General features: G+C 34.6%; 26 protein-coding genes, 2 rRNA genes and 1 riboswitch. All 28 genes read left to right on the top strand.

The annotated features are described in order from the left end of the window. Positions 1–48: 48 nt before the first annotated feature. Positions 49–1,587 carry a glutamine-hydrolyzing GMP synthase gene (guaA, locus tag VQL36_RS17740; protein ID WP_349250580.1) on the top strand — a complete coding sequence of 513 codons (1,539 nt, stop codon included), beginning with the start codon at positions 49–51 and terminating at the stop codon, positions 1,585–1,587. A 104-nt stretch (positions 1,588–1,691) separates the two neighbouring features. Beyond that, positions 1,692–1,792, top strand: a riboswitch (purine riboswitch). A 179-nt stretch (positions 1,793–1,971) separates the two neighbouring features. Beyond that, positions 1,972–3,315, top strand: a complete 1,344-nt coding sequence (locus tag VQL36_RS17735) for an NCS2 family permease (RefSeq protein ID WP_349250579.1) — start codon at positions 1,972–1,974, stop codon at positions 3,313–3,315. 342 nt (positions 3,316–3,657) lie between these two features. Then, a 16S ribosomal RNA gene (locus VQL36_RS17730) occupies positions 3,658–5,214 on the top strand. 61 nt (positions 5,215–5,275) lie between these two features. Continuing rightward, positions 5,276–5,392: ribosomal RNA gene (rrf, locus tag VQL36_RS17725) — 5S ribosomal RNA — on the top strand. A gap of 230 nt (positions 5,393–5,622) precedes the next feature. Beyond that, positions 5,623–6,486 carry a metallophosphoesterase gene (locus tag VQL36_RS17720; protein WP_349250578.1) on the top strand — a complete coding sequence of 288 codons (864 nt, stop codon included), beginning with the start codon at positions 5,623–5,625 and terminating at the stop codon, positions 6,484–6,486. 386 nt (positions 6,487–6,872) lie between these two features. Further along, positions 6,873–7,625 (top strand): glucose 1-dehydrogenase, encoded by a 753-nt coding sequence (locus VQL36_RS17715; protein WP_349250577.1) that lies wholly within the window; start codon positions 6,873–6,875, stop codon positions 7,623–7,625. 383 nt (positions 7,626–8,008) lie between these two features. Continuing rightward, positions 8,009–8,638 carry an AraC family transcriptional regulator gene (locus VQL36_RS17710; protein WP_349250576.1) on the top strand — a complete coding sequence of 210 codons (630 nt, stop codon included), beginning with the start codon at positions 8,009–8,011 and terminating at the stop codon, positions 8,636–8,638. Between the two features lie 13 nt (positions 8,639–8,651). After that, on the top strand, positions 8,652–9,524 hold the full coding sequence (locus VQL36_RS17705) for a hypothetical protein (RefSeq protein ID WP_349250575.1): 873 nt from the start codon (positions 8,652–8,654) through the stop codon (positions 9,522–9,524). Between the two features lie 18 nt (positions 9,525–9,542). After that, positions 9,543–10,703 (top strand): beta-ketoacyl-[acyl-carrier-protein] synthase family protein, encoded by a 1,161-nt coding sequence (locus tag VQL36_RS17700; RefSeq protein WP_349250574.1) that lies wholly within the window; start codon positions 9,543–9,545, stop codon positions 10,701–10,703. A 2-nt stretch (positions 10,704–10,705) separates the two neighbouring features. Then, complete coding sequence (locus tag VQL36_RS17695) at positions 10,706–11,524, top strand: RnfABCDGE type electron transport complex subunit D (protein ID WP_349250573.1); 819 nt, start codon at positions 10,706–10,708, stop codon at positions 11,522–11,524. Further along, a complete protein-coding gene (locus VQL36_RS17690) occupies positions 11,517–12,326 on the top strand; it encodes a beta-ketoacyl synthase N-terminal-like domain-containing protein (RefSeq protein ID WP_349250572.1) in 810 nt (269 codons plus the stop codon). Before VQL36_RS17695 ends, VQL36_RS17690 begins: the two co-directional genes overlap by 8 nt. After that, entirely contained in the window at positions 12,310–13,563 is a 1,254-nt protein-coding gene (locus VQL36_RS17685) for a beta-ketoacyl synthase N-terminal-like domain-containing protein (RefSeq protein ID WP_349250571.1), read from the top strand. The genes VQL36_RS17690 and VQL36_RS17685 overlap by 17 nt, the downstream gene beginning before the upstream one ends. A 21-nt stretch (positions 13,564–13,584) precedes the next feature. Then, entirely contained in the window at positions 13,585–14,337 is a 753-nt protein-coding gene (fabG, locus tag VQL36_RS17680; RefSeq protein WP_349250570.1) for a 3-oxoacyl-ACP reductase FabG, read from the top strand. Positions 14,338–14,372: 35 nt separating this feature from the next. Beyond that, entirely contained in the window at positions 14,373–14,591 is a 219-nt protein-coding gene (locus VQL36_RS17675; RefSeq protein ID WP_160646622.1) for an acyl carrier protein, read from the top strand. Positions 14,592–14,594: 3 nt separating this feature from the next. Then, positions 14,595–15,614, top strand: coding sequence for a DUF1702 family protein (locus VQL36_RS17670; protein WP_349250569.1), 1,020 nt, complete (start codon positions 14,595–14,597; stop codon positions 15,612–15,614). Beyond that, entirely contained in the window at positions 15,601–17,352 is a 1,752-nt protein-coding gene (locus tag VQL36_RS17665) for a CRTAC1 family protein (protein WP_349250568.1), read from the top strand. The genes VQL36_RS17670 and VQL36_RS17665 overlap by 14 nt, the downstream gene beginning before the upstream one ends. Next, positions 17,352–18,656 (top strand): aspartate aminotransferase family protein, encoded by a 1,305-nt coding sequence (locus tag VQL36_RS17660; protein WP_349250567.1) that lies wholly within the window; start codon positions 17,352–17,354, stop codon positions 18,654–18,656. The genes VQL36_RS17665 and VQL36_RS17660 overlap by 1 nt, the downstream gene beginning before the upstream one ends. A gap of 13 nt (positions 18,657–18,669) precedes the next feature. Then, the gene (locus tag VQL36_RS17655) at positions 18,670–19,407 is read left to right on the top strand and encodes a class I SAM-dependent methyltransferase (RefSeq protein WP_349250566.1); all 738 of its coding nucleotides are present in this window, start codon (positions 18,670–18,672) and stop codon (positions 19,405–19,407) included. A 5-nt stretch (positions 19,408–19,412) separates the two neighbouring features. Then, on the top strand, positions 19,413–19,778 hold the full coding sequence (locus VQL36_RS17650; RefSeq protein ID WP_160646627.1) for a cupin domain-containing protein: 366 nt from the start codon (positions 19,413–19,415) through the stop codon (positions 19,776–19,778). Next, positions 19,762–20,178 carry a hypothetical protein gene (locus VQL36_RS17645; RefSeq protein ID WP_349250565.1) on the top strand — a complete coding sequence of 139 codons (417 nt, stop codon included), beginning with the start codon at positions 19,762–19,764 and terminating at the stop codon, positions 20,176–20,178. Before VQL36_RS17650 ends, VQL36_RS17645 begins: the two co-directional genes overlap by 17 nt. A gap of 11 nt (positions 20,179–20,189) precedes the next feature. Beyond that, entirely contained in the window at positions 20,190–21,239 is a 1,050-nt protein-coding gene (locus VQL36_RS17640; RefSeq protein WP_349250564.1) for a class I SAM-dependent methyltransferase, read from the top strand. Continuing rightward, positions 21,232–21,642, top strand: a complete 411-nt coding sequence (locus tag VQL36_RS17635) for a hypothetical protein (protein WP_349250563.1) — start codon at positions 21,232–21,234, stop codon at positions 21,640–21,642. Before VQL36_RS17640 ends, VQL36_RS17635 begins: the two co-directional genes overlap by 8 nt. Continuing rightward, positions 21,605–21,853: an acyl carrier protein gene (locus VQL36_RS17630; RefSeq protein WP_349250562.1), complete on the top strand. Its 249-nt coding sequence runs from the start codon at positions 21,605–21,607 to the stop codon at positions 21,851–21,853. Before VQL36_RS17635 ends, VQL36_RS17630 begins: the two co-directional genes overlap by 38 nt. A gap of 4 nt (positions 21,854–21,857) precedes the next feature. Then, complete coding sequence (locus VQL36_RS17625; protein ID WP_349250561.1) at positions 21,858–22,763, top strand: glycosyltransferase family 2 protein; 906 nt, start codon at positions 21,858–21,860, stop codon at positions 22,761–22,763. After that, positions 22,756–24,123, top strand: a complete 1,368-nt coding sequence (locus tag VQL36_RS17620) for a class I adenylate-forming enzyme family protein (RefSeq protein WP_349250560.1) — start codon at positions 22,756–22,758, stop codon at positions 24,121–24,123. The genes VQL36_RS17625 and VQL36_RS17620 overlap by 8 nt, the downstream gene beginning before the upstream one ends. Continuing rightward, complete coding sequence (locus VQL36_RS17615; protein ID WP_349250559.1) at positions 24,120–25,049, top strand: hypothetical protein; 930 nt, start codon at positions 24,120–24,122, stop codon at positions 25,047–25,049. Before VQL36_RS17620 ends, VQL36_RS17615 begins: the two co-directional genes overlap by 4 nt. Then, on the top strand, positions 25,046–25,876 hold the full coding sequence (locus tag VQL36_RS17610; protein WP_349250558.1) for an alpha/beta hydrolase: 831 nt from the start codon (positions 25,046–25,048) through the stop codon (positions 25,874–25,876). Before VQL36_RS17615 ends, VQL36_RS17610 begins: the two co-directional genes overlap by 4 nt. Next, the gene (locus VQL36_RS17605) at positions 25,842–26,681 is read left to right on the top strand and encodes a hypothetical protein (RefSeq protein ID WP_349250557.1); all 840 of its coding nucleotides are present in this window, start codon (positions 25,842–25,844) and stop codon (positions 26,679–26,681) included. Before VQL36_RS17610 ends, VQL36_RS17605 begins: the two co-directional genes overlap by 35 nt. Positions 26,682–26,683: the final 2 nt, after the last annotated feature.

The following is a 26,683-nucleotide window of genomic DNA, read 5'->3' as shown; positions in this document are numbered from 1 at the left end:
GTGTATTCATTGAGTACATAAACGCATAGAGCAATTTAGGAGGAAAAAATGAGCAAACCACATGAGATGATCGTAGTATTAGATTTTGGAGGTCAATATAATCAATTAATTGCCCGAAGAATTAGAGATTTAGGAGTATACAGTGAGCTTCTGCCTTACAATACACCTGTTGATAAAATTTTAGAGCTGAACCCAAAAGGAATTGTATTTTCAGGTGGACCGTCAAGTGTATATGAAGAAAATTCCCCACTAGTTGATGAAGCAATCTATGACATAAACATTCCGATTTTTGGAATTTGTTATGGGATGCAACTAATTTCACATCAGTTAAAAGGTAAGGTTGAACGAGCTGAACGTAGAGAGTACGGTAAAGCGATGGTTGATTTTGAAGAGCATAGTATTTTAACAAAAGGTTTGGACAAAAATCAGCAGGTATGGATGAGCCATAGTGATTTAGTTATTGAACCACCCACAGGTTTCTTAGTTGATGCTAGTACAGAGCATGCTCCAGTTGCAGCCATGAGTCATCCAGATAAGAAAGTGTTTGCAGTACAGTTTCATCCTGAAGTCCGCCACTCTATTTATGGAAATGATATGATCAAAAATTTCTTGTTTGATGTGTGTGGTTGTACAGGTGATTGGACGATGGAATCATTTGTTGAAGATACAATTCAAGATATTCGAAATAAAGTAGGTAATCGTAAGGTTTTATGTGCGCTTAGCGGGGGAGTAGATTCTTCTGTAGTTGCTATCCTTATACATAAAGCAATTGGTGATCAGTTGACTTGTATGTTTATTGATCATGGATTACTTCGTAAAGGTGAAGCCGAAAGTGTGATGGAAACCTTTAGCGGGAAATTTGATATGAACGTAGTTAAAATAGATGCTAAGGATCGTTTTTTAGGTAAATTACAAGGAGTATCTGATCCTGAACAGAAACGTAAGTTGATCGGAAATGAGTTTATATATGTATTTGATGATGAATCAAAAAAACTTGGTGATTTTGACTTTCTAGCCCAAGGAACCTTATATACGGACATCGTTGAAAGTGGTACAGAAACAGCTCAAACGATTAAGTCTCATCATAATGTTGGCGGTTTGCCAGAGGATATGAAATTTGAATTAATTGAACCTCTAAGTACGTTGTTTAAAGATGAAGTCCGCAAAGTGGGAGAAGAGTGTGGTTTGCCTCAAGAAATCGTTTGGCGTCAGCCTTTCCCTGGACCTGGGTTAGCGATTCGAGTGCTTGGTGAAGTTACAGAGGACAAGTTGACCATTGTGAGAGAGTCAGATGCAATTTTACGTGATGAAATTAATAAAGCAGGGTTAGATCGTGAAATTTGGCAATACTTTACTGCGCTTCCTAACATGAAAAGTGTTGGAGTCATGGGAGATGCACGTACTTATTCCTATACGGTAGGTATTCGAGCTGTGACCTCCATTGATGGTATGACTGCAGATTGGGCACGAATTCCTTACGATGTTTTAGAAAAGATCTCTACACGTATAGTAAATGAAGTGGATCATGTGAATCGTATTGTGTTAGACATCACCTCTAAACCACCTGCTACGATTGAGTGGGAGTAAGAGTCAAAATCCGAACTATTATTCCATTAAAGGGAGATACGTTCGGATTTTTTTGTTGACAAAATATGGTGGTGGACATAAAATTAGGATGTAATTTTAAATGGGCTTATTTAGTCTGCATATTTCGTATAATCCTGGGAATTGGCCCAGGAGTCTCTACAAGGTCACCGTAAATGACCTAACTTCGAAAATTTTTCGTGTATTAAACAAATCACTTATTAAATTTTGCTATAGTCATTCGTCGCGGTATTATCAGGTGATAAACTTGATAATACAATAGTGAAAATTGTTGATACGCTCATTTTTTTGAAACCTTTGGTAGAGACATACCAACAGGTTTTTTTGTGCTAATATTAAATTTTTTTGTGGAGGGGCAAATTTTTAATGGGAATGAACAATGAAAAGGGTTTTGCGAAATATTTTGAATTTAGTAAATATGGTACAAGCTACAGACGCGAAACCGTAGCAGGAATCACTTCATTTTTGGCAATGGCTTATATTTTGTTTGTAAATCCGGATATGTTAAGTGCTGCTGGTATGGATTTTGGTGCTGTTTTTACGGCAACGGCAGTCGCTGCAATCATAGGTACACTAGTTATGGGTCTTTTTGCTAAGTATCCAATTGCTTTAGCACCTGGTATGGGTCTAAATGCATTTTTTACTTTCTCAGTAGTCATTGGTATGGGTATTCCTTGGGAGCAAGCACTTTTGGGTGTTTTAGTTTCTGGAATAATATTTTTGATATTAGCACTTACAGGTGTGAGGGAAGCGATCATTAATGCAATTCCTTCTGGGCTAAAACATGCAGCCGCCGCGGGTATTGGATTATTCATTGCTTTTATTGGGTTGAAAAATGCGGGAATTATTGTTGCGAATGAAGCAACTTTTGTATCATTAGGTGATTTATCTGCAAATACTACATTATTAGCTATATTTGGTATTGTAATCACAGCTATTTTTATGACACGTAAGTTAAAAGGAGCCATTTTTTATGGAATTGTCATTACGACGATTGCAGGTATGATATTCGGTATCATCGAGCCACCAACAGGTTCACCAGTAGCGACACCTCCAAGTGCTTCTGCTTTTGGTGCTCTATTTGATCCATTATTTATTAATGGAGAATTTGACCTATCTGTTATGTTTTCAGCAAGTATGTGGATCGTTATTTTTACATTTTTATTTGTAGATTTCTTTGATACTGCAGGAACATTAGTTGGAGTGGCTACACAAGCGAATCTAATGAAAAATGGTAAACTGCCAAGAGCGGGGAGAGCTTTAACAGCTGATTCTGTAGCTACCATTACAGGTGCAGTTATGGGTACTTCTACAACAACTTCATATATAGAATCATCTGCAGGTGTAGCAGCAGGTGGTCGCACAGGATTTGCTTCAGTAGTAACTGCGGGTATGTTTGCTTTATCTTTATTCTTTTTCCCATTATTATCTGTCATTACTCAAGAAGTAACGGCTCCTGCCTTAATTATGGTTGGTGTATTGATGGCTGCGAATTTAGGTAAAATTGAATGGAACAAAATTGAAGAAGCTGTACCTGCTTTTTTAACTGCAATTACAATGCCTTTAACCTTTAGTATCGCTACAGGAATTGCACTAGGATTTATATTATATCCTTTAACTAAAATTTTTAACGGACAAGCTAGAAAAGTGCATTGGATTATGTATCTAATGTTTGGAGTTTTCGTTGCATACTTTATATGGTTGGCGTAATGCTTACCTAATCTTTAAAAAAATAATACTTGCTATTCATTGAGAATTTTGATATATTTATATTTGTCGCTTCTGAACAACATTTAAAATAGTTTAAAAATTGTTGTTGCAATGAAGATATAAGATGTGTTATATTAATCTAGTCGCTCTTAAAGAGTTGATGTGATTACTAGAGTTTGCACCTTGAAAACTGAATAACGAGTGAACTTACGGAGACTTGAAATTTTTCAGGAATCCAAACAAATAGCTCAAAAGTTTTAAACTTTTGGGAACCCGGATATAACATGTAACAAAGAATGAGCCAAGCGCTCTAACATAGTTGTGATCGAGAGATTGCAACCTTTAATGGAGAGTTTGATCCTGGCTCAGGACGAACGCTGGCGGCGTGCCTAATACATGCAAGTCGAACGAAGAGATTAAAAAGCTTGCTTTTTAATGTTCTTAGTGGCGGACGGGTGAGTAACACGTAGGTAACCTGCCTATAAGCCTGGGATAACTAGTGGAAACATTAGCTAATACCGGATAAGGTCGTTTCATCGCATGATGAGATGAAGAAAGAGGGTGTAAGCTCTCGCTTAGAGATGGACCTGCGGCGCATTAGCTAGTTGGTGAGGTAAGGGCTCACCAAGGCGACGATGCGTAGCCGACCTGAGAGGGTGATCGGCCACACTGGGACTGAGACACGGCCCAGACTCCTACGGGAGGCAGCAGTAGGGAATCTTCCGCAATGGACGAAAGTCTGACGGAGCAACGCCGCGTGAGTGAAGAAGGTTTTCGGATCGTAAAGCTCTGTTGCCAGGGAAGAGAAGGCAGATGTTAACTGCATTTGCTTAGACGGTACCTGAGAAGAAAGCCCCGGCTAACTACGTGCCAGCAGCCGCGGTAATACGTAGGGGGCAAGCGTTGTCCGGAATTATTGGGCGTAAAGGGCGCGCAGGCGGCCCATTAAGTCTGGTGTTTAAACTCGGAGCTCAACTCCGAGTCGCACTGGAAACTGGTGAGCTTGAGTGCAGAAGAGGAGAGTGGAATTCCACGTGTAGCGGTGAAATGCGTAGAGATGTGGAGGAACACCAGTGGCGAAGGCGACTCTCTGGTCTGTAACTGACGCTGAGGCGCGAAAGCGTGGGGAGCGAACAGGATTAGATACCCTGGTAGTCCACGCCGTAAACGATGAATGCTAGGTGTTAGGGGTTTCGATACCCTTGGTGCCGAAGTTAACACATTAAGCATTCCGCCTGGGGAGTACGGTCGCAAGACTGAAACTCAAAGGAATTGACGGGGACCCGCACAAGCAGTGGAGTATGTGGTTTAATTCGAAGCAACGCGAAGAACCTTACCAGGTCTTGACATCCCTTTGATCGCTGTAGAGATATGGCTTTCCTTCGGGACAGAGGAGACAGGTGGTGCATGGTTGTCGTCAGCTCGTGTCGTGAGATGTTGGGTTAAGTCCCGCAACGAGCGCAACCCTTAATCTTAGTTGCCAGCAAGTGAAGTTGGGCACTCTAAGGTGACTGCCGGTGACAAACCGGAGGAAGGTGGGGATGACGTCAAATCATCATGCCCCTTATGACCTGGGCTACACACGTACTACAATGGTCGGTACAAAGGGCAGCGAAGCCGCGAGGTGGAGCCAATCCCAACAAAGCCGATCTCAGTTCGGATTGCAGGCTGCAACTCGCCTGCATGAAGTCGGAATTGCTAGTAATCGCGGATCAGCATGCCGCGGTGAATACGTTCCCGGGTCTTGTACACACCGCCCGTCACACCACGAGAGTTTACAACACCCGAAGTCGGTGAGGTAACCCCTTGGGGAGCCAGCCGCCGAAGGTGGGGTAGATGATTGGGGTGAAGTCGTAACAAGGTAGCCGTATCGGAAGGTGCGGCTGGATCACCTCCTTTCTATGGAGAATACAGTTCACTCGTTTTCAGTTTTGAGAGTGCAAGGCACTCTATACATTCGTTTGGTGATGATGGCGGAGGGGTACCACGCGTTCCCATACCGAACACGACCGTTAAGCCCTCCAGCGCCGATGGTACTTGGACCGCAAGGTCCTGGGAGAGTAGGACGTTGCCAAGCAAAGAAAACACTTTGGTGAATAACCAGAGTGTTTTTTTCTATATTTTTTTGATAAAGTAACATGATCGAATACCATAATATAAACTTTTTTTATATGTTTTTTTTAGTATTTTTTGTATTCATATCATTTAAATAACTGGTTCCATTATTTTATCTCATTTTAATGAAAATTATGAATAAATCTGTTAAAGTGTAAACATATGTATTGACCAGGGATGTGAGAGGTTGGAATGAAAGAAAAGATATCGAGAAGAAGTTTTTTGGGAAAAATGTGGAGAAGTGGGTTAGCTTTTATCGGGTTATCTGTATCCATCCCTACCTATTCCTATTTTGGTGAGAGGAAGTGGCTACAAACAACTCAGATAAAGTTGAGTTCAAAAAGAATACCTTTACAGTTTTCAGGATTAAAGATTGTTCATTTTAGTGACTTGCACCTTGGTTTTCATATGGATGATCAATATTTTGATGACTTAATTAAACAAGTAAATGCTCATCAGCCTGATATCATTTGTTTTACAGGTGATTTAGTAGATGAAGATGCTTCGAATTTATCAACCTATATTCTTAAATTACAACAGTTTGAAGCTCCTTATGGTAAATTTGCTGTATTAGGTAACCATGATAAAATAAGAATAGATAGTACTGCTTGGGTAACTGAAGTCTTAAAACGTTCAAATTTCAACCTTCTTGTTAACGAAAATGTACAAATCAAAAGAGACAATGCAGTGATTAATATGACCGGTGTTGATGATATTATATATGGTAATCCTAATTTGGACAAAGCATTATTAGAAGCTAATAAAGATACATATACGATTTTACTTGCGCATGAGCCAGATTTTGCAGATGTTGCACACAATTATCAAGTAGATCTACAGCTCTCTGGCCATAGCCATGGAGGGCAAATAAGATTACCTTTAATCGGACATATCATTACACCACCTATGGCTAAAAAGTACGTAAATGGTTTGTATGAAGTAGGGGATTCTTTAAAGGTATATACAAACAAAGGGGTAGGTACAACTATTTATCCTTTTCGTTTTTTTTGTAGACCAGAGATTACAGTCATTACTCTTGAAACCTCGTTAGTATAATTGCACTATAAATATAGTCTAAAGGTTGGAACTAATTTATATTGTAATGAAGAGAAATAAAGTAACGAAAAACAACCGCTCTAGCCAGCAGAGTGGTTGTTTTTCGTTTTTTAATGCATAAAAATCATCAAAGAAATGGAATAAAATTACTTTTATGGATTTGTTTAAGTTCAGTGTTTTATATATATATATTATTCTTATTGTACTCCATATTATATCCAAAAATGTGAAGATATGTTCATGTCTTAAACAATATATGCCTAATTCAAATCAATTTGTACTGAGTCATGTCAGCTCTCCTAAGAGATAATAATTCTATTGTGGAAGATAGATTTCTTAGTAGAATTAATATTTACGAAAATATGATATTGAAAGGTTGAGAAAATATGGGGAGATTAGATGGCAAAGTTGCTATTATTACAGGTTCTGCGAGTGGAATGGGAAAAACAGAGGTATTTCTTTTTGCAGAAGAAGGTGCAAAAGTGGTAGTTACTGATATTTTAGAAGATAAAGTAAAAGACATCGTTTCAGAAGTTAACACAAATGGTGGAGAAGCTATCGGATTTTATCACGATGTCACATCAGAAAAAGATTGGGTTCGAGTTGTAAAGGATACGATTGAGCAATTTGGGAAAATAGATATATTAGTAAATAATGCAGGAATAGTAAATGCTGCTTCATTGCTTGAAGATAGTGTAGAACAATGGCAAAAAACTGTTGATGTTAATCTTACAGGGACTTTCTTGGGAATGAAACATGTAATTCCAAACATGATAGAAAATAATGGAGGTTCTATTATTAATATTTCTTCTATTACTGGATTATCTGGAGGTTTAGGAGGAAATTCTTATTCAGCTTCAAAAGGTGCTGTACGCATATTATCAAAGGGTGCAGCCATAGATTATGCCAAACAAAACATTAGAGTTAATTCTGTACATCCTGGTTTCATTCAAACACAGATGTTAGAAAATTTAATAAGCAATAAAGCAATAAAAAAAATGTTTATGGGTCTAACCCCTTTACCTCGATTTGGAAAACCTGATGACGTCGCAAGAAGTGTATTATTTTTAGCTTCTGATGAGTCTGCCTATATAACAGGAATTGAATTACCAGTAGACGGAGGGTATTCTGCAAAATAAATAAACTAGCATAATGACTGGATAGTTAAAATTTTGTTCTATTAAGAAGCCAGTAGATTCTCATCAACTAAAGGATCTACTGGCTTTTTTCCATCATTACTCCTGTCAAAAATATCTTTTATTTTCATTTTATTGACAATTTCTGCATAATTTCAGGCAATTCTTGCTGAGTCATGTTGGATATCTCTAAGAGATAATATTGGTAATCATTTGAAAGGAGGTGAAGGAGCATGTATTTTTCCAGAGTTAATTTTAGCTGTTCTTTGTATTTACCCTATTTACAACATGAATATTTTTATTTAAATACCAATGATTATTACAATTTAAATGAAACATAATGTAAGGAATTTTAGAACAAAAAAGGTATCGAGGAGGGAGACGTTTTGAATGAAATTCTAGTTTTAATTTATCAGAATGATAACAATAATTTGTTAGAAAAAATTTCAAAAGATTTTAAAGTAGAAGTTATAAATTGTTTAATCAATATTAAAGAAAAACTACTATCTGAAAAATATAAACTACTGGTGTTCATGTCTCCATTCAAAAAAATTCCAAGTCATTTTAAATTAGAAGAACTAGCAGTTCCGGTTATTAGTATGTTGGGAGTAGGAAGGCTTCAAATGGTTTCTTTTTTAAAGACATTAAAATATATCAATTTAGTAAATGATTTAGGCATGAGTTTAAAAGAACAGTCCAACTCTCCATTATTTTATGAGTCTTTAGTTTATATTGAAGAAAATTTGTGCAGAAATGACTTATCCCTTAAAGAAGTAGCAAATACAATGTTTGTTAGCCACGCACATTATTCAAGATTTTTTAGAAGATATATGGGAAAAGGATTTAAACAATACATTACTGAGAAGAGAATTGAGAAGGCAAAATTCTTATTGGAAAGCAAATTACAAGTGACAGATGTTTGTTATGAAATAGGTTATACTGATTTGACGCATTTTGCTAGAACTTTCAAAAAGTTAGTAGGTGTTAATCCATCTCAATATAAAAATAATAAATGAGGACTGATAAAATTTGCATAAAAAAATTGTAATGATTTTAGTGGCATTTGTAATTTCAACTATTAGTTATGCTATTTATGATTTTTTAAAGCCATATGAACTTCCAAATGTGGATGCAGATCTTTCCAAAAATGATTTGAGTTTAAATTTTGAAAATGAACGAACTTCTTATCAAAAATATGCTAATGAAACAAGTGAAGGCCAAAACCTACATAATGAAAAACAATATCAGATGGTAGTAGAAAAGTTAAAACAGCATATAAAAGAAGATCAGGAAAACCTTTTTTATCTCAATGAGTTAAGGATTGTTATGAATAACAATGGTGAGATACAAAAGTACATTGACTATATAAACGAAATGAAACACACCTCCAATGAAGCCCTCTTACAACTCGCCCTAGCTTACATTGACAAACTACAAGAACAAAACTTAGGTACTGGTTCTCTTGGAAAACTCTCAACTCTTTCAATTCGCGAATTAAATAAAATCATTGAAAATGATGAATACCACTGGTTGGCTCATTATGCTAGAGGATTAAATAATTTGTACTGGCCCCTTGGTTTGAAGAGAATTGATAAAGCAATACAGGATTTATCCTACTGTTTATCCATCGCAAAAAAATATAAAAACTACGAGAATCCACTCTGGCAGGAAATTTATATCGCTTATGGAGATGCATTGATTAAAGGTGGTGAAATTAGTACTGGATTTCAAGTATGGAAGGATGGTTACAACTTATATCCAGACAATATTGGACTAAAAGAAAGAGTGGAGTCAGGTGAAGAGGGTGCTTATTCAATCGTAAAAAAGGAAAGAGGGATCGATATTTTCCAAAGACCTGACAAAAGGTTAACAGATATCAGTAAACTTTGGGATCAAAAATAGGGTAGTGGAGATGAGAGTATGAATGTTTATATTACTGGAATTGGTGTATGTACATCTGTTGGAACTACGGTAGAGGACACATGGGAGAATATACTGCTTGGTAAACATGGAACTAAAAAAATAAGCAAGTTTCCAAGTTTAGAACTGAATGCTTGTGAAATACCAAATATTTATGAGCTTGATTGTAATTCTTCCCACATGAATGACATCGGAAATGCAACAAAGTTGTTCTTGAAAACTGCAGAAGAAGCAATACAAGATGCTGATATACAGATAAATGACAACGTTAAAATTGGACTAGCCATTGGTACAACGATGGGCGAAATTGATTGTTTGGAGAACAGATTGTTAAACAAGTCGTTCCATGCAAAATTTCAAGGCGGTCCCGATGCGATAGCTAATCAAAACTATAAGTTATTAAATTTAAATGGACCTTCATGGACGATTACAAATGCTTGTGCAGCAGGGAATATTGCTATTAGTCGAGCTATGGATGAAATTATTTATGGACATGCAGATGTGATGATCGCTGGAGGAGTGGATGTCCTTTCTTGGATCGCTATTCATGGTTTCAGGAGTTTAAAAGCAATGAGTCCGGATTTATGCACACCATTTGATAAGGAACGAAAAGGATTGATTTTAGGTGAAGGAGCTGGCGTATTAATTCTTGAGAGCGAACGTCATTTAATGAAAAGAAACAAACTGCCGCGAGCTAAATTGTTAAGTTACGGGCTAAGCAGTGATGCTCATCACATTACACAACCAGATCCAAATGGTCATGGAGCGATCAAAGCAATGAATTCAGCGATAAAGATGGCAGAGATCAATGTGAAGGATATTCAATATGTGAGTGCGCATGGCACTGGAACTACGGCAAATGATTTGATGGAAGCAAAGGCAATTAAGGATGTTTTTAGCCATACGAATCCATATGTAAGTTCCATAAAAAGTCAAATTGGACATACGTTAGGTGGTGCAAGTGCCATTGAGGCTGCATTATGTGTGCAGGCCATTAACACGAATACTTTACCTCCTAATATTCATCTGAGAAATCAGGACCCTGAAATAGAATTAAATGTGATCAAAGAGACTCCAGTCAAAACTCATGTTCATTATTTGATGTCAAATGCTTATGCGTTTGGTGGAGTAAATACTTCAATTATTATAGGGAGGCCATAATGGTGGAAAAAAAGTTAGATCTTATTACAGCATGGACAGACTATAAATTTGATCCAAGGAATTTAATTTTGATTTTTTTACTTTCCTTTGTAGTAGCTGGACAGACATACTTAAATTTTAATCAAGGAGTAGATGCGATTATTGTATCGATTCTTACTACAGTCACTACGGAACTCACTTTAGCAAGGATCATATTAAAAAAATGGATTATTCCTAAAAGTGCTTTTATTACTGCATTAGGTGTCAGTCTTTTAATTAATTCCTACTTACTTTGGCCATATGTGCTGACTGCATTTTTATCCATATGTATTAAGTATATTTTACGGTTTAAAGGAGGACATTTATTTAACCCAAACAATATTGGTGTAGTTATCGTCATATTTACTTTGCCTCAGTTTGCAGTAACAACTCCAAAACAATGGTCAAATGGCTTTGAAGTGATGGCGATCATTTTGCTTTTAGGTTTTGTTGTAGCCTACTTTGCTAAGAGGTTAGACACTGTTATTGCCTTTTTGTCCACATTTACTATGATTGCACTCGTAAGATCCTTTGTTTTTGGTGCCCCGTTATTAGCTGCCTTAGGGCCATTGTTAGGAGCATCGATGCAACTATTTACCTTTTTTATGATCACTGATCCCAAAACGACACCAAATACAAGAAAAGGAAGAATTTTATTCGCAATATTCATAGCAGTTGTAGATGGAATTTTAAGAATACAGCGGATTCCTAATGCTCCGTTTTATGCCTTGTTTATTAGTACGATCTTATTTATGATTCCATATCGATTGTATTTAAGTAGAAGGAGTGTTAGTAATGTTTGAAACTTTTATTAAAGGAAGCAGCGTGCTAACCCCTAGCAGTATAGGTTTAGAAAACCTACCAGGCAATAGACTTGAGGATTATTTTAAAGAAGAAAAGCAAAAATTGGATTTAAATGTCGATTTGGTTGGAAAACGTTTAGGATTTAGAGGTTTTAAAAGATTACCTAGAGAAACAAAATTAGCTTGTTATGCAATTGAACAAGTTCTAGAAAACAGTGGGATGCCTATTCCAAAACAAAAATGTAATCAAACTGCTGTTATCATCGCTAGTACTTTCTCAAATTTAAACCCTATCGTAGAGTTATATAAAGATGTTGAAAAATTTGGTGCAGACAAGCTTAATCCAGCTATTTTTCCGAATACAGTTATTAATTCCATAAGTGGTTATGCTTCTATCATGTTTAATATCACTGGACCAAACATTACCATTTCTCAAGGCAAAAATTCTGGTTTAAAAGCACTCGAGTTTAGTTTAGATTTGCTTAAAAAACAAATAGTAGAAAATGTCGTAATATGTGAACTCAACCTACAACCTCCTCAGCTCTTTCATGGATTAATTTCTGGTCATAACCAAAAAGAATCAATTGCTTCTTTATTGCTTTCAACACAACCATCTACAAATACAATCGTTATGGATAAAAATCCGAGGCTGATTCATATAAAAGCAGAAAATAAAATAAACACATCTTATGCAATTTTGGAACTCCTATATTTGTTAAAACAAAAAAATCACATTTACTTAAAAAAGAGTTCTGATGCAAATTGTTTTGTTTTTGAGGAAGGTGATGATTTTGCAAGCTAATCTTGTAACTGGGACAAGCATATTAAGTGCTGGAGGAATAGGTATTGAGGAAGTGTGGCAGTCCATATTGGAAAAAAGACAAAACATTACTCAAAGGATAAAAACATTAAAAGATAATGAATGCATTCAATATCCAGTGTATGAAATAGAAAACTTTGATTTAAGTAACTGGCTCTCTAAAAAACAGATCGATGTTATGATTGAAAATCATTTAATTGATGATTTGGATTTTAAACTTCTTGTTTTATCTTCCATCTTGGCACTAAAAAATGCGAAGTTGCAAGACAAACCAAACTCCAAAGTGTCACTTATTGTTGCCCATGAGAATCCAGGAGTTGTAAGTTTAATCGATCGAATGTTTATGGATGATGATTATATAAATAAAGCTAGAAATGTGAGGGAAAAATTTGCACTCCATCAGCAGCAATTTTACAATTTACAGTCGTTTCCGCATCTCTTTTACTTATCGAAAATTTTAAATATAAGCGGATCAACATTTATCGTGAATAATGCATGTGCTTCAGGAACCTATGCATTGGAACTAGGGAATTTGCTTATCAACAGCAATCAAAGTGATGTTGTACTCATTGTTTCTTCCGATTATGCACATTTTACAGAGTATCTTTGGCTACAACAAAGAGGATTTTGCTCTGAATCAGGGATGATTCGTCCTTTTGATAAAAACAGAGATGGAACTGTATTAGGTGACAGTGCTTCAGGTATTGTATTGGAATCAAGTCATCATGCTGCTGCCAGAAATGCACCGATTAAATGCTGCTATCAGGGTGCAGAATTGCAACAAGACCATTGGAAAATGACGTTGCCTGATGTATCAAAACATACTTATTCCAAAATCATAAAAAAAATTATGGAAGATTTAAATATTCATGAATTGGATTTACTAGTTCCACATGCAACAGGCAGTCCCCTATGGGATAAATATGAAGCAAACCAAATCGCTAGGTGTTTTCAAGATAAAACGATGCCTCTAATTACGGCATTTAAACCTTATATCGGTCATTCATTAGGAGCTAGCTCTTTAAGTGAAACGGTATTACTGATCCAATCGCTTGTGACCAATTTAATACCACCCATTTTAAATTATGGTGAGGTAGACCATAAAATACCACTTCCTACAATTGCAACAGAGTTTGAAAATAAAGATCTTCATCACGTAATGAAAACTGTATCTGCATATGGAGGATTTCATTCTGCTTCACTATTTTCAAAAATTTAAAAAGGTGGGGGGCAATAAACAATGAGTGATTTTCAATTTAATTTCAAACATAAAACTGCATTGGTTACAGGGGGAACAAGAGGGATAGGCAAGCAGATTGTTCAAGATTTAGTAAAGTCAGGAGCAAATGTGATTTTTACATATTCTTCACAAGAAGAAGCTGCTCAATCTATCGTTAGGGATTTATCAAGCCATTCTTCTTCAACAATCCAAGGTATTCAAGTAGATTTTAGAAAAACTGATGATATCACAAAATTAACAGAATGTTTAGGAAAAGTTACTAATTTGGACTTTTTGGTGAACAATGCAGGAATGAAAATTGATAAACCAATCTATTTATTAAGCGAGGAAGATTGGAAAGATGTAATGAATGTAAACCTCATGTCTGCCTTTATACTTTCAAAACAATTCGTTCGAAAATTAGCAATAGCTAAAGGTTGTATTGTGAATGTATCTTCTGTATCCGGCTTAGCTGGTACCATGGGTCAAACTAATTACTCAGCTGCTAAAGCAGGTATCATAGGTTTTACTAAATCTTTAAGCAAGGAGTTAGCGTCTTTTGGGGTTAGGGTAAATTGTGTTGCCCCAGGTTATATTGAAACGGATATGACCCATGAGTTGATTGAAGAGAAAGGCATCAATATGACACATGAAATACCCTTGCAAAGATTAGGAAAACCTTGTGAAGTATCTGCAACTGTGATGTTTTTATTATCTCAAGCTTCTTCATATATTACTGGAAAAGTAATTATACCAGATGGTGGCTTGTTATAGATTGAACACGTACTTATAGAAAAGGAGAATAAATTATGTTTAAAGATGTGGTTATTGAATATATAAGTGACCTAATAGAAAGGGAGGTAACTGAACAAGATTTTGATACACCTTTCCCTGATCTAGGAATAGATTCTCTGATGGCACTTGAAGTAGCTGTCCATATTGAAAGAGAGCTATCCATTGTAATTACTGAACAGGAACTAGCAGAACTTACTTGTATAAATGATCTTCTAGGAAAGTTAAAGGTTTAAACGATGGTTGCTTTATATGTTGTACTACTTATCCTTGGTCTTGTGTTTATTAAATTTTTAATTTTAAAAATAATAAACTTTAGGATGTTTCATCGGTACATCGATAGAAATAAGAAAGATTTTTACAACATTTTTTTTCAAAAAATTCTGTCTAGTTTTCTTTATGGATTGAAAATAGGTATGCAGTGGATCACCATACCAAAAGTTGTGAAACAAAAAATGATGAACAAGGTTGAGCCGTATTTTCATGGATTTGCATATGAAGGATATAGTATGGGAATTGCTGCGAAATTGACTATTACAGGTCAAAAGAAATATTTTGAAAAGCATGTTAAAAAAGTGGATCCTACAAATATATACCAATATTATGTTGGTTTAGGGTGGTGGTTATATAAGCTTCATATATTTAACCGAGCAAGATATCAAAAGTGGATTATTCACCTAGATCCTCGTTTAGCTCCAGTGATTTATGATGGAATTGGATTTTCAGCTGCCTTAGAGCGCTTCGACCACGACAAACATTTCATTGCTAGTTTTCAAGTTTTGAATGAAAAAGAACAAAGAGTATTATACCAAGGAATTGGACGGTGTTTATGGTTTTTAAAAAAATTTGATATAGTACTTGCTCTCGATAGTTTGGCAGCTTTACCTAGTAAATATCATAAAGATTGTGCTTCAGGTTTAGGGTTAGCTGCTGCATATAGTTTTTTTGATCAAATGGATCAAGTTTTCATGGCAACAAATAAAATTTCTACGTTACTAAAGGCAGCTTTTTTGCAAGGAATGGGATTTGGCTTTGAAGCAAGGAGATTGCAAAATCCCTTACTATTTAAAAATATGTTGTTGGCATTAAATGTGAATCAAAGAAAAGAAGTAACCGCCTTACTGGATATCGTGGACTCTGTAAAGCAAGAATTATACGAGAACGATGAAATTAATCAAGGTGAGTTTTATTACTTATGGATTGATTTAGTGAGAGAGTGTGTAGAGAAAAGAGGAGGTAAATTTTATGAAGGTTCGTAACATTTTATATTTATTATTTTCCTGTATTTTAATTTTAGCAGGTTGTAACACTTTTAGTGCAGGAGAAAAAGTGGACTTAAATTTTAATTTTAAAGAGGTAACAGAGGTTGCGAATGTTAAGTTCAATCATGAAATCCCTGTTTTTGATGAAAAGGTGAACAACATTATGCCCTGGTTAGCTTCAACGGGTGCATCAGTTGCAACTGGGGATTACAACAATGATGGGTATATGGATCTTTATTTTACAAACTCCAAAAAAGGAAGTTTAAATGTTTTGTTCCAAAACAATGGGGATGGCTCTTACACCAAGGTTGATTCGATTGTATCAGATATCAATCAAGAAGGAATATCCTCAACGGCTTTATTTTTAGACTATGACAATAATGGGACGTCTGACTTATTTGTTGGATTTTGGGGTCAAAGCAAGCTTTTTAAAAACAATGGAGACGGGACGTTTACAGAAGTTTCTGAAAAAGCTGGTGTTAATTTATTCTCTTATGCAGCGAAAGCAATCACGTTAGATTATGACAAGGATGGTTTTTTAGATATTTATGTAGGCAACTATTTTAGAAGTGAGAATAACTTATGGGATCTAAAAACAACAAAAATTATGCATGATGATTTTGAACATGCTAGAAATGGTGGTTTTAATCAATTATATAAGAATAATGGAGACGGTACTTTTACTGAAATAGCAGAACAAATTAATCTCGATGATACGGGTTGGACACTAGCTACAGGTTCAGCTGATGTTAATCATGATGGTTACCCTGATATATATAATGCAAATGATTTTGGTCCTGATGTTCTCTATTTAAATGAAAATGGAAAGAAATTTAAAAAAATCATTCAACGTAATGGCATTGGATTAGATACCCATAAAGGCATGAATGCTGATTTTGTAGACATTTTCCATAAAGGAGAACTTGGTATTTATGTGAGCAATGTAAGCAAACCTACTTATATTATTGAAGGAAACGATTTTTGGTACCCAAATGATGAAGGACAATACGAGAATATCGCAGAAGAATTAGGGTTGAATTTTGCTGGGTTTTCATGGGGAGCTAAATTCTTCGACACAAATAATAGTGGTGAGTTTAGTTTAATTGTCACAAATGGATTTATTACAGGAAAAAGTAAAGATAATTATTGGTTTGATTTAGGAACACTTGCTACAACACCAGAGAGTATTGTTGAAGATACGAAAAATTGGCCATCTATTGGAAAGAAAGATTTATCAGGAAACGAGAATAAATTTTTATTTCTGAATCTTATGCAGTCAAACAATGGGTTTGAAAATGTTGCTTTACAAGCGGGTATTGATTTCACTGAAGATGGAAGAGGGGTATCTGTCGTAGACCTTGATAATTCTGGTGAATTGGACTTGGTTTTTGCAAATCAAGGAGGGAAGGCAAGAGTTTATAAAAATCAAATAGAAGGAAGCAATTGGATAAAACTTAGTTTACAAGGTGCTTATCCTAGTAATCGAGACGCTATAGGTGCAAGGGTAACTATTGTGCAGGGAGATAAAAGAACATTGATTGAAAAAGATGGTGGGAATGGATTTGGTGGTCAAAGTGATCCCAGAATACATTTTGGACTTGGAGAAAGGAAAAAAGTTGATGAAATAATCATTAAATGGCCTAGTGGAAGAATTCAATCTATGAAAGATATTGAAGCTAATCAAACGCTTCATATTAAAGAGAATAACAACCTGCCTATGGAGGGGGGATCATAATGAGTAGATATTATGTGGTACATCCTTTTACGACTATGCCTAAAAAAAGCAATTTAACAGAGGAAGAGGTCAATAATCGATTTTTTATGGCCAATAAAGGAGAAAGGCATTGGGTATTAAACAAAGATGATCAAGCGTTTTTAAATTTATCTAATGCAGCCTACTCATTAGATCAATCAAATGAAATCATCTTAAAAGCCATTTTTGAACAGTATAACAAGCTTTCAGCCTCTATTATGGTAAATCAGGGGCACTGGATTGCAAATAATTTAGCTGAAAAGCTTTTAAATCTAGCTCCAAAATTTAGTTCAGTATTTTACTCAAATGATGGAACAGGTGCAATGGAATCAGCCTTAAAAGCAACAAGACAATACTTTGTTGAAAATGATATGCCAAATAAACAAAAGTTTATCAGTTTGAATGGTGGTTATCATGGATCAAGCATGGGCGCACTTTCCATTACAAACCTGGGGTTTGAGGGGGTTTTTGGTGATCTTTTACAAGGATGTATAAGCGTCCCCTCACCTGAAGATTTTCGTGAAAAAGAAGATGAGTTAGATGATCGTCATGCTAAACAAGCTGCATATGAATTAGAACAAGCTATTTTAAAAGCTGGGCCAGAAACCGTTGCAGCTTTTGTAATAGAACCAGTACAGAGTGTAAATGGCATTCGTGTATTTCCAAATTTATATTTTCAATTAGTGAGGCAAATTACGAGAAGATATAATATTCTTGTAATTGCAGATGAAATCACTACAGGCATTGGTAGAACAGGTGAATGGTTAACCAGTTCCTCACTCAAGTTAGACCCTGATATTATCACAATTTCTAAAGGATTAACCGCTGGATATTTTCCATTAGGAGCTACTTTATTTTCTTCTCAAATTACGAATCATTTGATTGAAAATGGATCTGGGTTTCCACACGGCACCACTTTAAGTGGACATCCTGTTGGTTGTTCCATCGCCATCAAGGTTTTGGAAATTTTTGAAAAAGAAAATCTTCCATTCAGAGCGAAAGAAGCAGGGGAATATATCATGAATGAACTAAGAGAAGGACTAAATAAGGAAAATATCATTAGGGAAGTTCGAGGCAAGGGTCTAATGATTGGAATAGAGCTTAACATAGACTCAGAGGAAGAGATTGAGAGATTTAACACCATCAAGAGCAATATAAAAAAATCAGGGATTTTAGCAACCTTTTCCCATAACGTCATTAGTTTATATCCACCATTAAATATTTCAAAAAGTGATATGGATTATATGATTGATGCGCTAAAATCAAGCATATTATTAATAGGTTAGGAGATTAAAATCTATGAGTAAAAATAATGAATGGAAACACTTTTTTGGCTCAGCCTATCAAAAATTTTCTCAATATATACTTACAGAAGATAGAACAAAAGTTGAAGTACAAAATATAGAGAAGATTTTAGATTTACAACCAAATTTCAAAATTTTGGATTTGGGATGTGGAAGCGGTAGAATTACAATCCCTCTTGCTCATAAAGGTTATCATCTAACAGGATTTGATGGATCAAATTATTCACTAAACATCGCTAGAAACAATGCTGGAAATTTACCGATTACGTGGATTGAAAGCCAAATTAAAGATTTGGATAGTGAGCATAAATATGATGCCATTTTAAGTATTGGCACAGCTTTTGGTTATGTAGATGATCAAGAAGATAAAACAACAATGGAAAAAATATATCACATGTTAAACCAAGGTGGAAAGTTATTAATTGATACAGAAAATAGAGATTTTATGCTTCATCAATATAGTGAAAATGCATGGAATGAAATGGGTGACCAGATCGTTTGGTCTAAAAGAAAATTCAACCCTTTGAATAGCAGATGGCGTGAAGAGATCAGTTGGAATGAAGATAACAATTTAGAGAGCTCTATTCTTAATGTAAGAATTTACTCAGCCCATGAATTAATAAATCTACTAGAAACGATCGGATTTAAAGTACAGAAGTTATATGGAAGTTTGAAATTAGACGATTTTCACATGCGAAGTTCTAGAATCGTTATTGTAGCAGAAAAGGAGTAATGTAAATGAACAAAGATCATATTGTCATTAAAAAAGAAGATCGAGAATGGATAGAAGGTATGTTTCATCATTCAGAATATCAAATGTTATATTCTGAAACAGACGAAGAAAAAGAGACACAGGCTTTTATTGTCAGGTTTGGTCCGGGAGGGTTCATCCCATATCATGATCATCCAGGCAGAGAGTATGCTTATGTTATTGAGGGAACCATGAAGGTTGGCGATGATATTCTAGGTCCCGGAGACTTTTTGACTGCAGGAAAAAATGAAAAACATAGAGTAGAAACCGAGGATGGTGTTACTTTTTTAACGATTATTGAAAAACCAATAGATATTGTTGAGGATAATACGGAAGATGAAACAACTTGTTAATATGTTGCCCCAAAAATGGCCATTCCGCTTTATAGATCATATTACAGCATACAAACAAAAGGAATATATTCGAGGAACGTATTATATTTCACAAACAACATCGATCATAAAAGATCATACTCAAACCTTCCCGGCTTCTTTTATAACAGAAGGTTTAGCTCAATTAGCTGTTATTTTTATTACTTTAGAGACAAAACCTTTGAGAGAAAATGAAGTCCCGCTGTTGGGTTCTATCAAAATGGAAAGTTTTCAAGATTTACCCTGGCATTTAGAAAAAGTCAAATATGAAATTTCCCCTATTAAAATCTTTGATAGTCAAGCTGTTTTATATGGGGTAGCCTCAGTAGAAAATAAGGTCATTTGTAAGGGAGAATTAAGCGTTGCCAAATCAATTCGTTAGGAGAAATGAATATGGGGCTTTCTACTAATTTATTTACGAAGAAATATTTTACTGCATATCAATATGCTAGTCGTTACACCGCTGAGAAAATATTAGAAGTATTCAATCTACATGGATTGTTTTTACGTGCTGCTAGTACCCATCAACGACTTGAGATCATAGATAAATTAAAGTGTACAGAAGCATTTATTCCTTCGTTAGATTTTGCGCTAAATTTTTTAGTACAGGAGCTGTATATTGTTCAAGATGTAAAAAATGCTGACTACTATAGCAGAACGGAAAAAACATTGGAGTCATGGATAGATATAAATGTAGAAACAAATATCAAACACTCGTTAAAAATGATAGATTTCGTTGCTGATCATTGGGCATACATTCTATCAGGCAAGAAGTCTCCAATTCATTTATTATTTGGGTCTCAAGGTGAACAGATCTGGAGAGATTATTTTCAACATCCTAGTGATTTGTATTACGTTCATAATCAGTGGTTAGCTTTATATTTGAACCCAATAATAGAAGATGGCCAAAGTATATTGGAGTTGGGAGCAGGTTATGGATCTGGAACAAGCTGTATATTAAATAATTTAAACAATAAGAAAATTCATTATACTGCATCGGATGTAAGTCCTATGATTGTCAGACATTTAGGTAAAGAGTTTTCCCATATAGAAACATCTGTTGTAAATTTTGATAAAAATCTTTTTGCTCAGCTGAATGGAAAAAAATATGATTATATTGTTTCGATCAATGGCCTTCATTGTTCTTTTGAAATACAAGATGCACTAGCCAGGATCAAGAAATGCTTAAATCCAGGTGGAAAAGTGATTTTATCAGAATGCATAAGAGATTTAAACCATTCATACTTACATCAAGAATTTATATTTAATTTACTTCCTGGGTACAAAATTTTTAAAAACGGAAAATATTTAATAAATGGTTTTCAAACCAAATTAAAGTGGGAAAATGCGCTCAAAGAAACAGATTACAAAAATGTAGAGGTTATTTTAAATGAGGGTGACTTACCCTTAGGAGCCATTATTGTTGGTGAACATCATGAATAAAAAAAACGATAATCTCCCCATTAATAAACCAATAAATCAAATTGATAAATATATCACATTAAACGAAAAAGAAATTATTTTTGAGAAATTTGTGTCAAACGGGGATTTTTTATTAATAGGCCACTTTGAAAATTTGAGTATATTTCCTGGATTATTGCTTACAGAAGCGGTCATTCAAGGAGTGGAGTGCATCTTAGAGAAGCAAAGAATTGAATTTAGACTAAAAAATGTAAACGTTCGATTTTTAGAGATCATTCCTGCAGGGAATATCGTAACCATTCATGTTCAACTTCTAGATCAGTTGATTAAATCGTATGCAGTCATAGAAGGTCGAAAAGTAATGACATATCAATCGGAGGTAGATTATGGAACAATTTCAAATGATCGTCTTAGAGTTACTTAGTGATGAAGGATGCGGAGTGTTGCCAAAAGAAGAAATTATTCTTTCAAACCGTTTTATAGACTTAGGGTTTGATTCTCTTAAATTCGCCGAATTCTTAATTCATCTTGAAAATAGAACTGGAAAAGAAATACCTGATGAAATTTTAAATTTAAGCTTGGAAGAGTCGGTTGAACAGTTTCAAAAAATTATCTTTTCCAAGTATAAAGGTTAAATATATGGATGTTTCAGTAATTATTCCTGTGTATAATCAACCGCATGCCTTAGATTTATGTTTAGAAGGATTTTGTGTACAAACTACGAGTCAAATTCAATTTGAAATTATCATTGTTGATGATGGTTCTGAGGATGATATCACCCCTTTCATTAAAAAATGGGAGGGGAAAATAGAGCATCTCATTTATATAAGAACTGAAAATGTCGGTAGAGCAAGCGCCAGAAATATGGGTTTAAAAATCTCACGAGGAAATGTGGTTGTGCTTAATGATGCAGATAGAATACCAGATCCCCATTTTATTCAAGCACATCATAGACTCCATCGTAACAATAGTAACTACATTTCAGTTGGTCAAATACGTGAATTGTATTTTTCAAACATTCAACATAACAGGGATGTCATAAAGTCCTGTGTAATGGATGCCAAGTTATATAAAATACCAAGCTACTGTAAAATGGTTTATCAATGTTACAACGAAGATGGCATGTCAATTTCCAGTATTCCATGGATCAGTACTTTCAGTGGGAACTTGTCGTTTAGAAGATCGCTTTTGGAACGAGTTGGGATGTTTGAAGAGACGTTTTTAAAGTGGGGATTTGAACATTTTGAATTGGGATATAGAGCATTTGAACAAAACTATCAGTTTATATATAACAAGTCAGCCATAAATTATCATTTGGCACATAAAAGACCGACTGGATTTTATAAAAAATCGATAGAAGAAAGTTTAGAAATTTTATATAGACTCCATCCAAATGAAGAAATGAAATATTTTAAGCAATTTTTCCTTGGTAGTTTAAGTTTACAGCAATTAGAACATAAAGTTTCAGGCAAGTTGCCAGCATGGAATCACAATCAAGCTTCTTCACATGTACTAGTTTTTAATTCGATGAAGGATGATGAATGATATGAAAACAATGGTAGATAACTTTGTTAACTCCATCTTTGTTCATTGCAAAACTGCCCTTTGGTCCATAAACCCAAAGATTACTTACAAGGAACTTGAAAATATAGTAGAAAACAACATCAAATTTATAAGACAAAATAAAATTCATCACGATTCTTTAGTTATTTTGGATACGAATCTTGGCTGGAAGTTAGTTCCAATCTTGCTTGCATTTTTTAAATGCAGGATCACGGTTTTACCCTTTGATTTCAAAGAACTCCCTGAGGAATATGCTTCTTACATGTTAATTTCTCAAAGTCATGTTGATGAACATGGATGTTTAAGCAATGTAGAAGTGAACAACAAAAGACAAGGCTTAAATGATATAGCATTAATTCTTTGTACTTCAGGTTCTTTAGGAAAATCAAAGGCAGTAAAGTTAACTTATAACAATATTATGCATAATGTGATTGCCAATGCAAAGATCTTAAATCAGATAGATTCAGAACGATTTTATATTAGCAGACCTTTATACCATGCGTCAGCAATTATTGCAGAAGTACTTACTGGCTTAATCTTACACAAATCTATGTATTTTAGGGAAAGGAATTTCACACCTAGTTCTTTTTTACAAGATGTGAAACTTAAAGAGTTAGATACGATATTTTCTACCCCGACGATCATGTATCAGGTCACAAAAATAAAAAAAACAGACAAATTACCTGTGAGAAATATTGTACTCAGTGGAGAAATACCACAATATAAACAAATTGAAGAAATATCTAATTATTTTAATCAGTCACAAATCATTAATGCTTATGGTCTGACGGAAGCAAGTCCTAGAGTGTGCATCAATTTAAATGTATCAAAAGAAAACTGTAACAATGTAGGAAAGCCATTAGAAAATATTCAATTAAAAATCAAAGAAAACGAACTATATATACAGGGACCGAACATTATGAACGGTTATTGGAACAATGAGGATAAAACAAATGAAGTAAAACACGAAGGTTGGTTAAGAACCAAAGATATTGCGATCCAGGAAGAAGATGGTTCCATTACAATTATGGGACGTAAAGATGATTTATTAATCCGGGCAGGAGTGAACCTGCATGCACATACGCTTGAAGAGATTATTAACAGCAGTAACAGCATTAAAGAATCTTTTGTGTATGGCGTAAACAGCAATAAATTAGGGCAAGAAATTGTTTGTTTGCTTGTTGCAAAGTCGGTAGATTTTAAAGTAATCGATATGTTTCAATATTTAAAGGCAAGAAGTGTGCCTCAAAGGTTTTGGCCTGATAGAGTGAAATTAGTAAAAGAAATTCCTAAAAATAAAACTGGAAAAAGAAAACGTTTAGTTTGGTGGTGTCAAGATTGAGTAGATTTTTACACACAAAGGAAGTCAATTGGAAGTTGCCTTGTAAATTAGGCATTTCACATAAACATTTGAATTGTTTACAGTTATGTGTAAATGAATGGTTGCAGCAAAAAGGTAGAAAGAGTTTGATTGAAGTGTTTATTATTCCTCTAAACTGTGAGTTGGATGGCAAAAAAATAAAAAATGAACCGAGTGGTTTTAATAGAGGTATTAAACTTCATAAACGTCATTATAGTTATGATCCTGCTCTAATTAAAGAGTTGATGGATAAGGTTGGACATTGTTTAATAGAATTTGATTCTTCCTATGCACAATTTTCAAGTTATTATAACGATATTTCCATTCCTCACTGGTCTATGATTTTTGATTTTGATGATCTATCTTATGATCTGCTAGATGATTCTGGAATTGATTTATATTTTACTTATAATAAAGGAACTGTTCCTAAAAAATTAATACATGATTTAATGAATCCAACCTCTCTAAAAAGCATTTCATACGTGGAAATGACGAAACCAACAGTAAGTTGGGAAGAGGAATTTTATGAAATCGTACTGCAATCCATATCAAATATGGAGTCGTATGGAATGAATAATTTGCAATGGTTTTTTGATCATTTTGGGAGGAACTATAGTGATTATCAATCGCAAAAAGAATTGGATTATGTCGTTTATTTTTTTCGTAAACCAAGAGAAATTTTATTTTTAGCTTGGAGAAATGGACTGCTTCCAGAACAATATCAAACGGAATCCTTAGGGAATATTTTAGTTCAATTAACGCAAGCTTGGGGAATCGTAGCTGGATATGTTCTGAAATGGGGTGTTTCTAAAGTAAACAACTATAACGATAAAATGAAACAGTATTTACAAAACTGCATTCAATTAGAAGAAAAACTATTGTCGAATATGAAGGAGGCGATAAAATGAATGTGGAAAAACTTGTTACCTTTCAAGATAACGGAAATATATTGGGCGTTTTGCACCTCCCTGACCATTATCATAATGAACGTACTCCTATCGTTATATATTGTCCAGGGATGAATGGGGAAAGATATGAGGTTCATAGACTCGCTGTAAAATTTGCTAGATATTTATGTGATAGAGGAATAGGATTTTTTAGATTTGATTATTATGGGATTGGTGTAAGTGATGGTTTATATCATGAAATGACGAATACAACAAAGGTTTCAAACGTTCAACAAGCGCTGAAATTTCTACAAGAGGAAAATGTAGTTCAAGCAGAAAATGTTATTTTATTAGGGTTTAGTGATGGTGCAAGAATAGCACTTAAAACCGCTAATCATAGCGACGTGAATAAAGTTATCATGTGGAGTCCGATCATCTGGGATATTGTCGACGATGAGAAACAAATATCAACAGAAAATAAGTTTATATTTCATCCTCAGTTTAAAACGATCATGAAGCCGTGGATTGGTCTTTGGTTAGGCATGAATTATTTTCAGGATTATCAAAATTTTCAGTTAGATAAAGAAGTCGATCATTTTAGTGGTAATCTATTGCAAATATATAGTGATGATGATCCAATCGCAGGATATACATGGTCTAAGTTGCAGAGTTATAAACCGTTTATTGAAAAATCAGATATTCATTTTGTAAATAAAGCGGGACATTTATTTACTTCTGTTCCACTTGAAAACATATTGATGGAAAAAACCTATCATTGGATATTAAAACAGTTTAATGAGGAGGTAAGTGAAGATGATCACAACTCAGAAGAAGTATGGGATAGATAAGAAAATTTATGGAGTTGTTTCTCAAAATCATTGTAATCCAGAAGCCATCATTTTATTTTTTCCTGGCTATGGACAGGCGATGAGTGAAAAAAACTATTTATTTTCAACGATTCGTAAAGTACTAACCCCCGTATTAACAAATTATAAATTTATTCAATTTGATTATATTGGTCATGGAGACAGTGTGGGAGAATTAGGAGAAGTTAGCTTAATTACTATGATTGACAGCGTCATGCAAGTAATAGAGGATGAACTCAATCCAGAGGTGACTAAAGTACAATTCATTGCCAACGGTTTGGGATGTGTAATTGCAAATGAAGTATTCAAATTGCTCAACAAGAAAATAAAAATCGAACTTCTGTTCATTCATCCTCCAATACAAAAAATAAAAAAAATCAATCAAATTTTCCCCAAACACATTTTAAATGATTTAAAAAGCAAGGGCAGTATGGACACTCAAGAGTTATGCCCTGGAATGGATTATTATACATTTAGTGATTTTAACATGGAGCAAGTTGGTTTTTTTTCTAGATTAGGATCTTACATGTTATACTTACACGGTCAAAAATGCAGTTATAAACTTATTAATGAAATAGACAATTTAAATTTTGCCAATGAACTAGAACAATTAAATAATAATATAAAGGTTGTTATAGGTGAAAAAGATGAGGAAAGTATCCAAATGTTAAAGCAAAATCTACCTAAAATACCTATCATTAAACTTCCAGACGTTCACTATTTTCATAACCATCCTAAAGCAGTTGATTTTATCATCCAAGCTATCCACAAAGATGAAGTACGATGAAA

Source organism: Chengkuizengella sp. SCS-71B (assembly GCF_040100845.1).
Lineage (GTDB): Bacteria > Bacillota > Bacilli > Paenibacillales > KCTC-33759 > Chengkuizengella.
The sequence above is the reverse complement of the archived record's forward strand: the minus strand, read 5'-3'. Positions and strand labels throughout refer to the sequence as shown.

Bases quoted from the DNA above. Each gene is read 5' to 3' on its own strand.
- VQL36_RS17650 (WP_160646627.1), top strand. From the start codon at position 19,413: ATGAACAAAGATCATATTGTCATTAAAAAAGAAGATCGAGAATGGATA.
- VQL36_RS17635 (WP_349250563.1), top strand. From the start codon at position 21,232: ATGAATAAAAAAAACGATAATCTCCCCATTAATAAACCAATAAATCAA.
- guaA (WP_349250580.1), top strand. From the start codon at position 49: ATGAGCAAACCACATGAGATGATCGTAGTATTAGATTTTGGAGGTCAA.
- VQL36_RS17715 (WP_349250577.1), top strand. From the start codon at position 6,873: ATGGGGAGATTAGATGGCAAAGTTGCTATTATTACAGGTTCTGCGAGT.
- VQL36_RS17645 (WP_349250565.1), top strand. From the start codon at position 19,762: ATGAAACAACTTGTTAATATGTTGCCCCAAAAATGGCCATTCCGCTTT.
- VQL36_RS17640 (WP_349250564.1), top strand. From the start codon at position 20,190: ATGGGGCTTTCTACTAATTTATTTACGAAGAAATATTTTACTGCATAT.
- VQL36_RS17690 (WP_349250572.1), top strand. From the start codon at position 11,517: ATGTTTGAAACTTTTATTAAAGGAAGCAGCGTGCTAACCCCTAGCAGT.
- VQL36_RS17605 (WP_349250557.1), top strand. From the start codon at position 25,842: ATGATCACAACTCAGAAGAAGTATGGGATAGATAAGAAAATTTATGGA.
- VQL36_RS17675 (WP_160646622.1), top strand. From the start codon at position 14,373: ATGTTTAAAGATGTGGTTATTGAATATATAAGTGACCTAATAGAAAGG.
- VQL36_RS17620 (WP_349250560.1), top strand. From the start codon at position 22,756: ATGAATGATATGAAAACAATGGTAGATAACTTTGTTAACTCCATCTTT.
- VQL36_RS17685 (WP_349250571.1), top strand. From the start codon at position 12,310: ATGATTTTGCAAGCTAATCTTGTAACTGGGACAAGCATATTAAGTGCT.
- VQL36_RS17735 (WP_349250579.1), top strand. From the start codon at position 1,972: ATGGGAATGAACAATGAAAAGGGTTTTGCGAAATATTTTGAATTTAGT.
- VQL36_RS17720 (WP_349250578.1), top strand. From the start codon at position 5,623: ATGAAAGAAAAGATATCGAGAAGAAGTTTTTTGGGAAAAATGTGGAGA.
- VQL36_RS17665 (WP_349250568.1), top strand. From the start codon at position 15,601: ATGAAGGTTCGTAACATTTTATATTTATTATTTTCCTGTATTTTAATT.
- VQL36_RS17700 (WP_349250574.1), top strand. From the start codon at position 9,543: ATGAATGTTTATATTACTGGAATTGGTGTATGTACATCTGTTGGAACT.
- fabG (WP_349250570.1), top strand. From the start codon at position 13,585: ATGAGTGATTTTCAATTTAATTTCAAACATAAAACTGCATTGGTTACA.
- VQL36_RS17670 (WP_349250569.1), top strand. From the start codon at position 14,595: ATGGTTGCTTTATATGTTGTACTACTTATCCTTGGTCTTGTGTTTATT.
- VQL36_RS17625 (WP_349250561.1), top strand. From the start codon at position 21,858: ATGGATGTTTCAGTAATTATTCCTGTGTATAATCAACCGCATGCCTTA.
- VQL36_RS17655 (WP_349250566.1), top strand. From the start codon at position 18,670: ATGAGTAAAAATAATGAATGGAAACACTTTTTTGGCTCAGCCTATCAA.
- VQL36_RS17660 (WP_349250567.1), top strand. From the start codon at position 17,352: ATGAGTAGATATTATGTGGTACATCCTTTTACGACTATGCCTAAAAAA.
- VQL36_RS17610 (WP_349250558.1), top strand. From the start codon at position 25,046: ATGAATGTGGAAAAACTTGTTACCTTTCAAGATAACGGAAATATATTG.
- VQL36_RS17630 (WP_349250562.1), top strand. From the start codon at position 21,605: ATGGAACAATTTCAAATGATCGTCTTAGAGTTACTTAGTGATGAAGGA.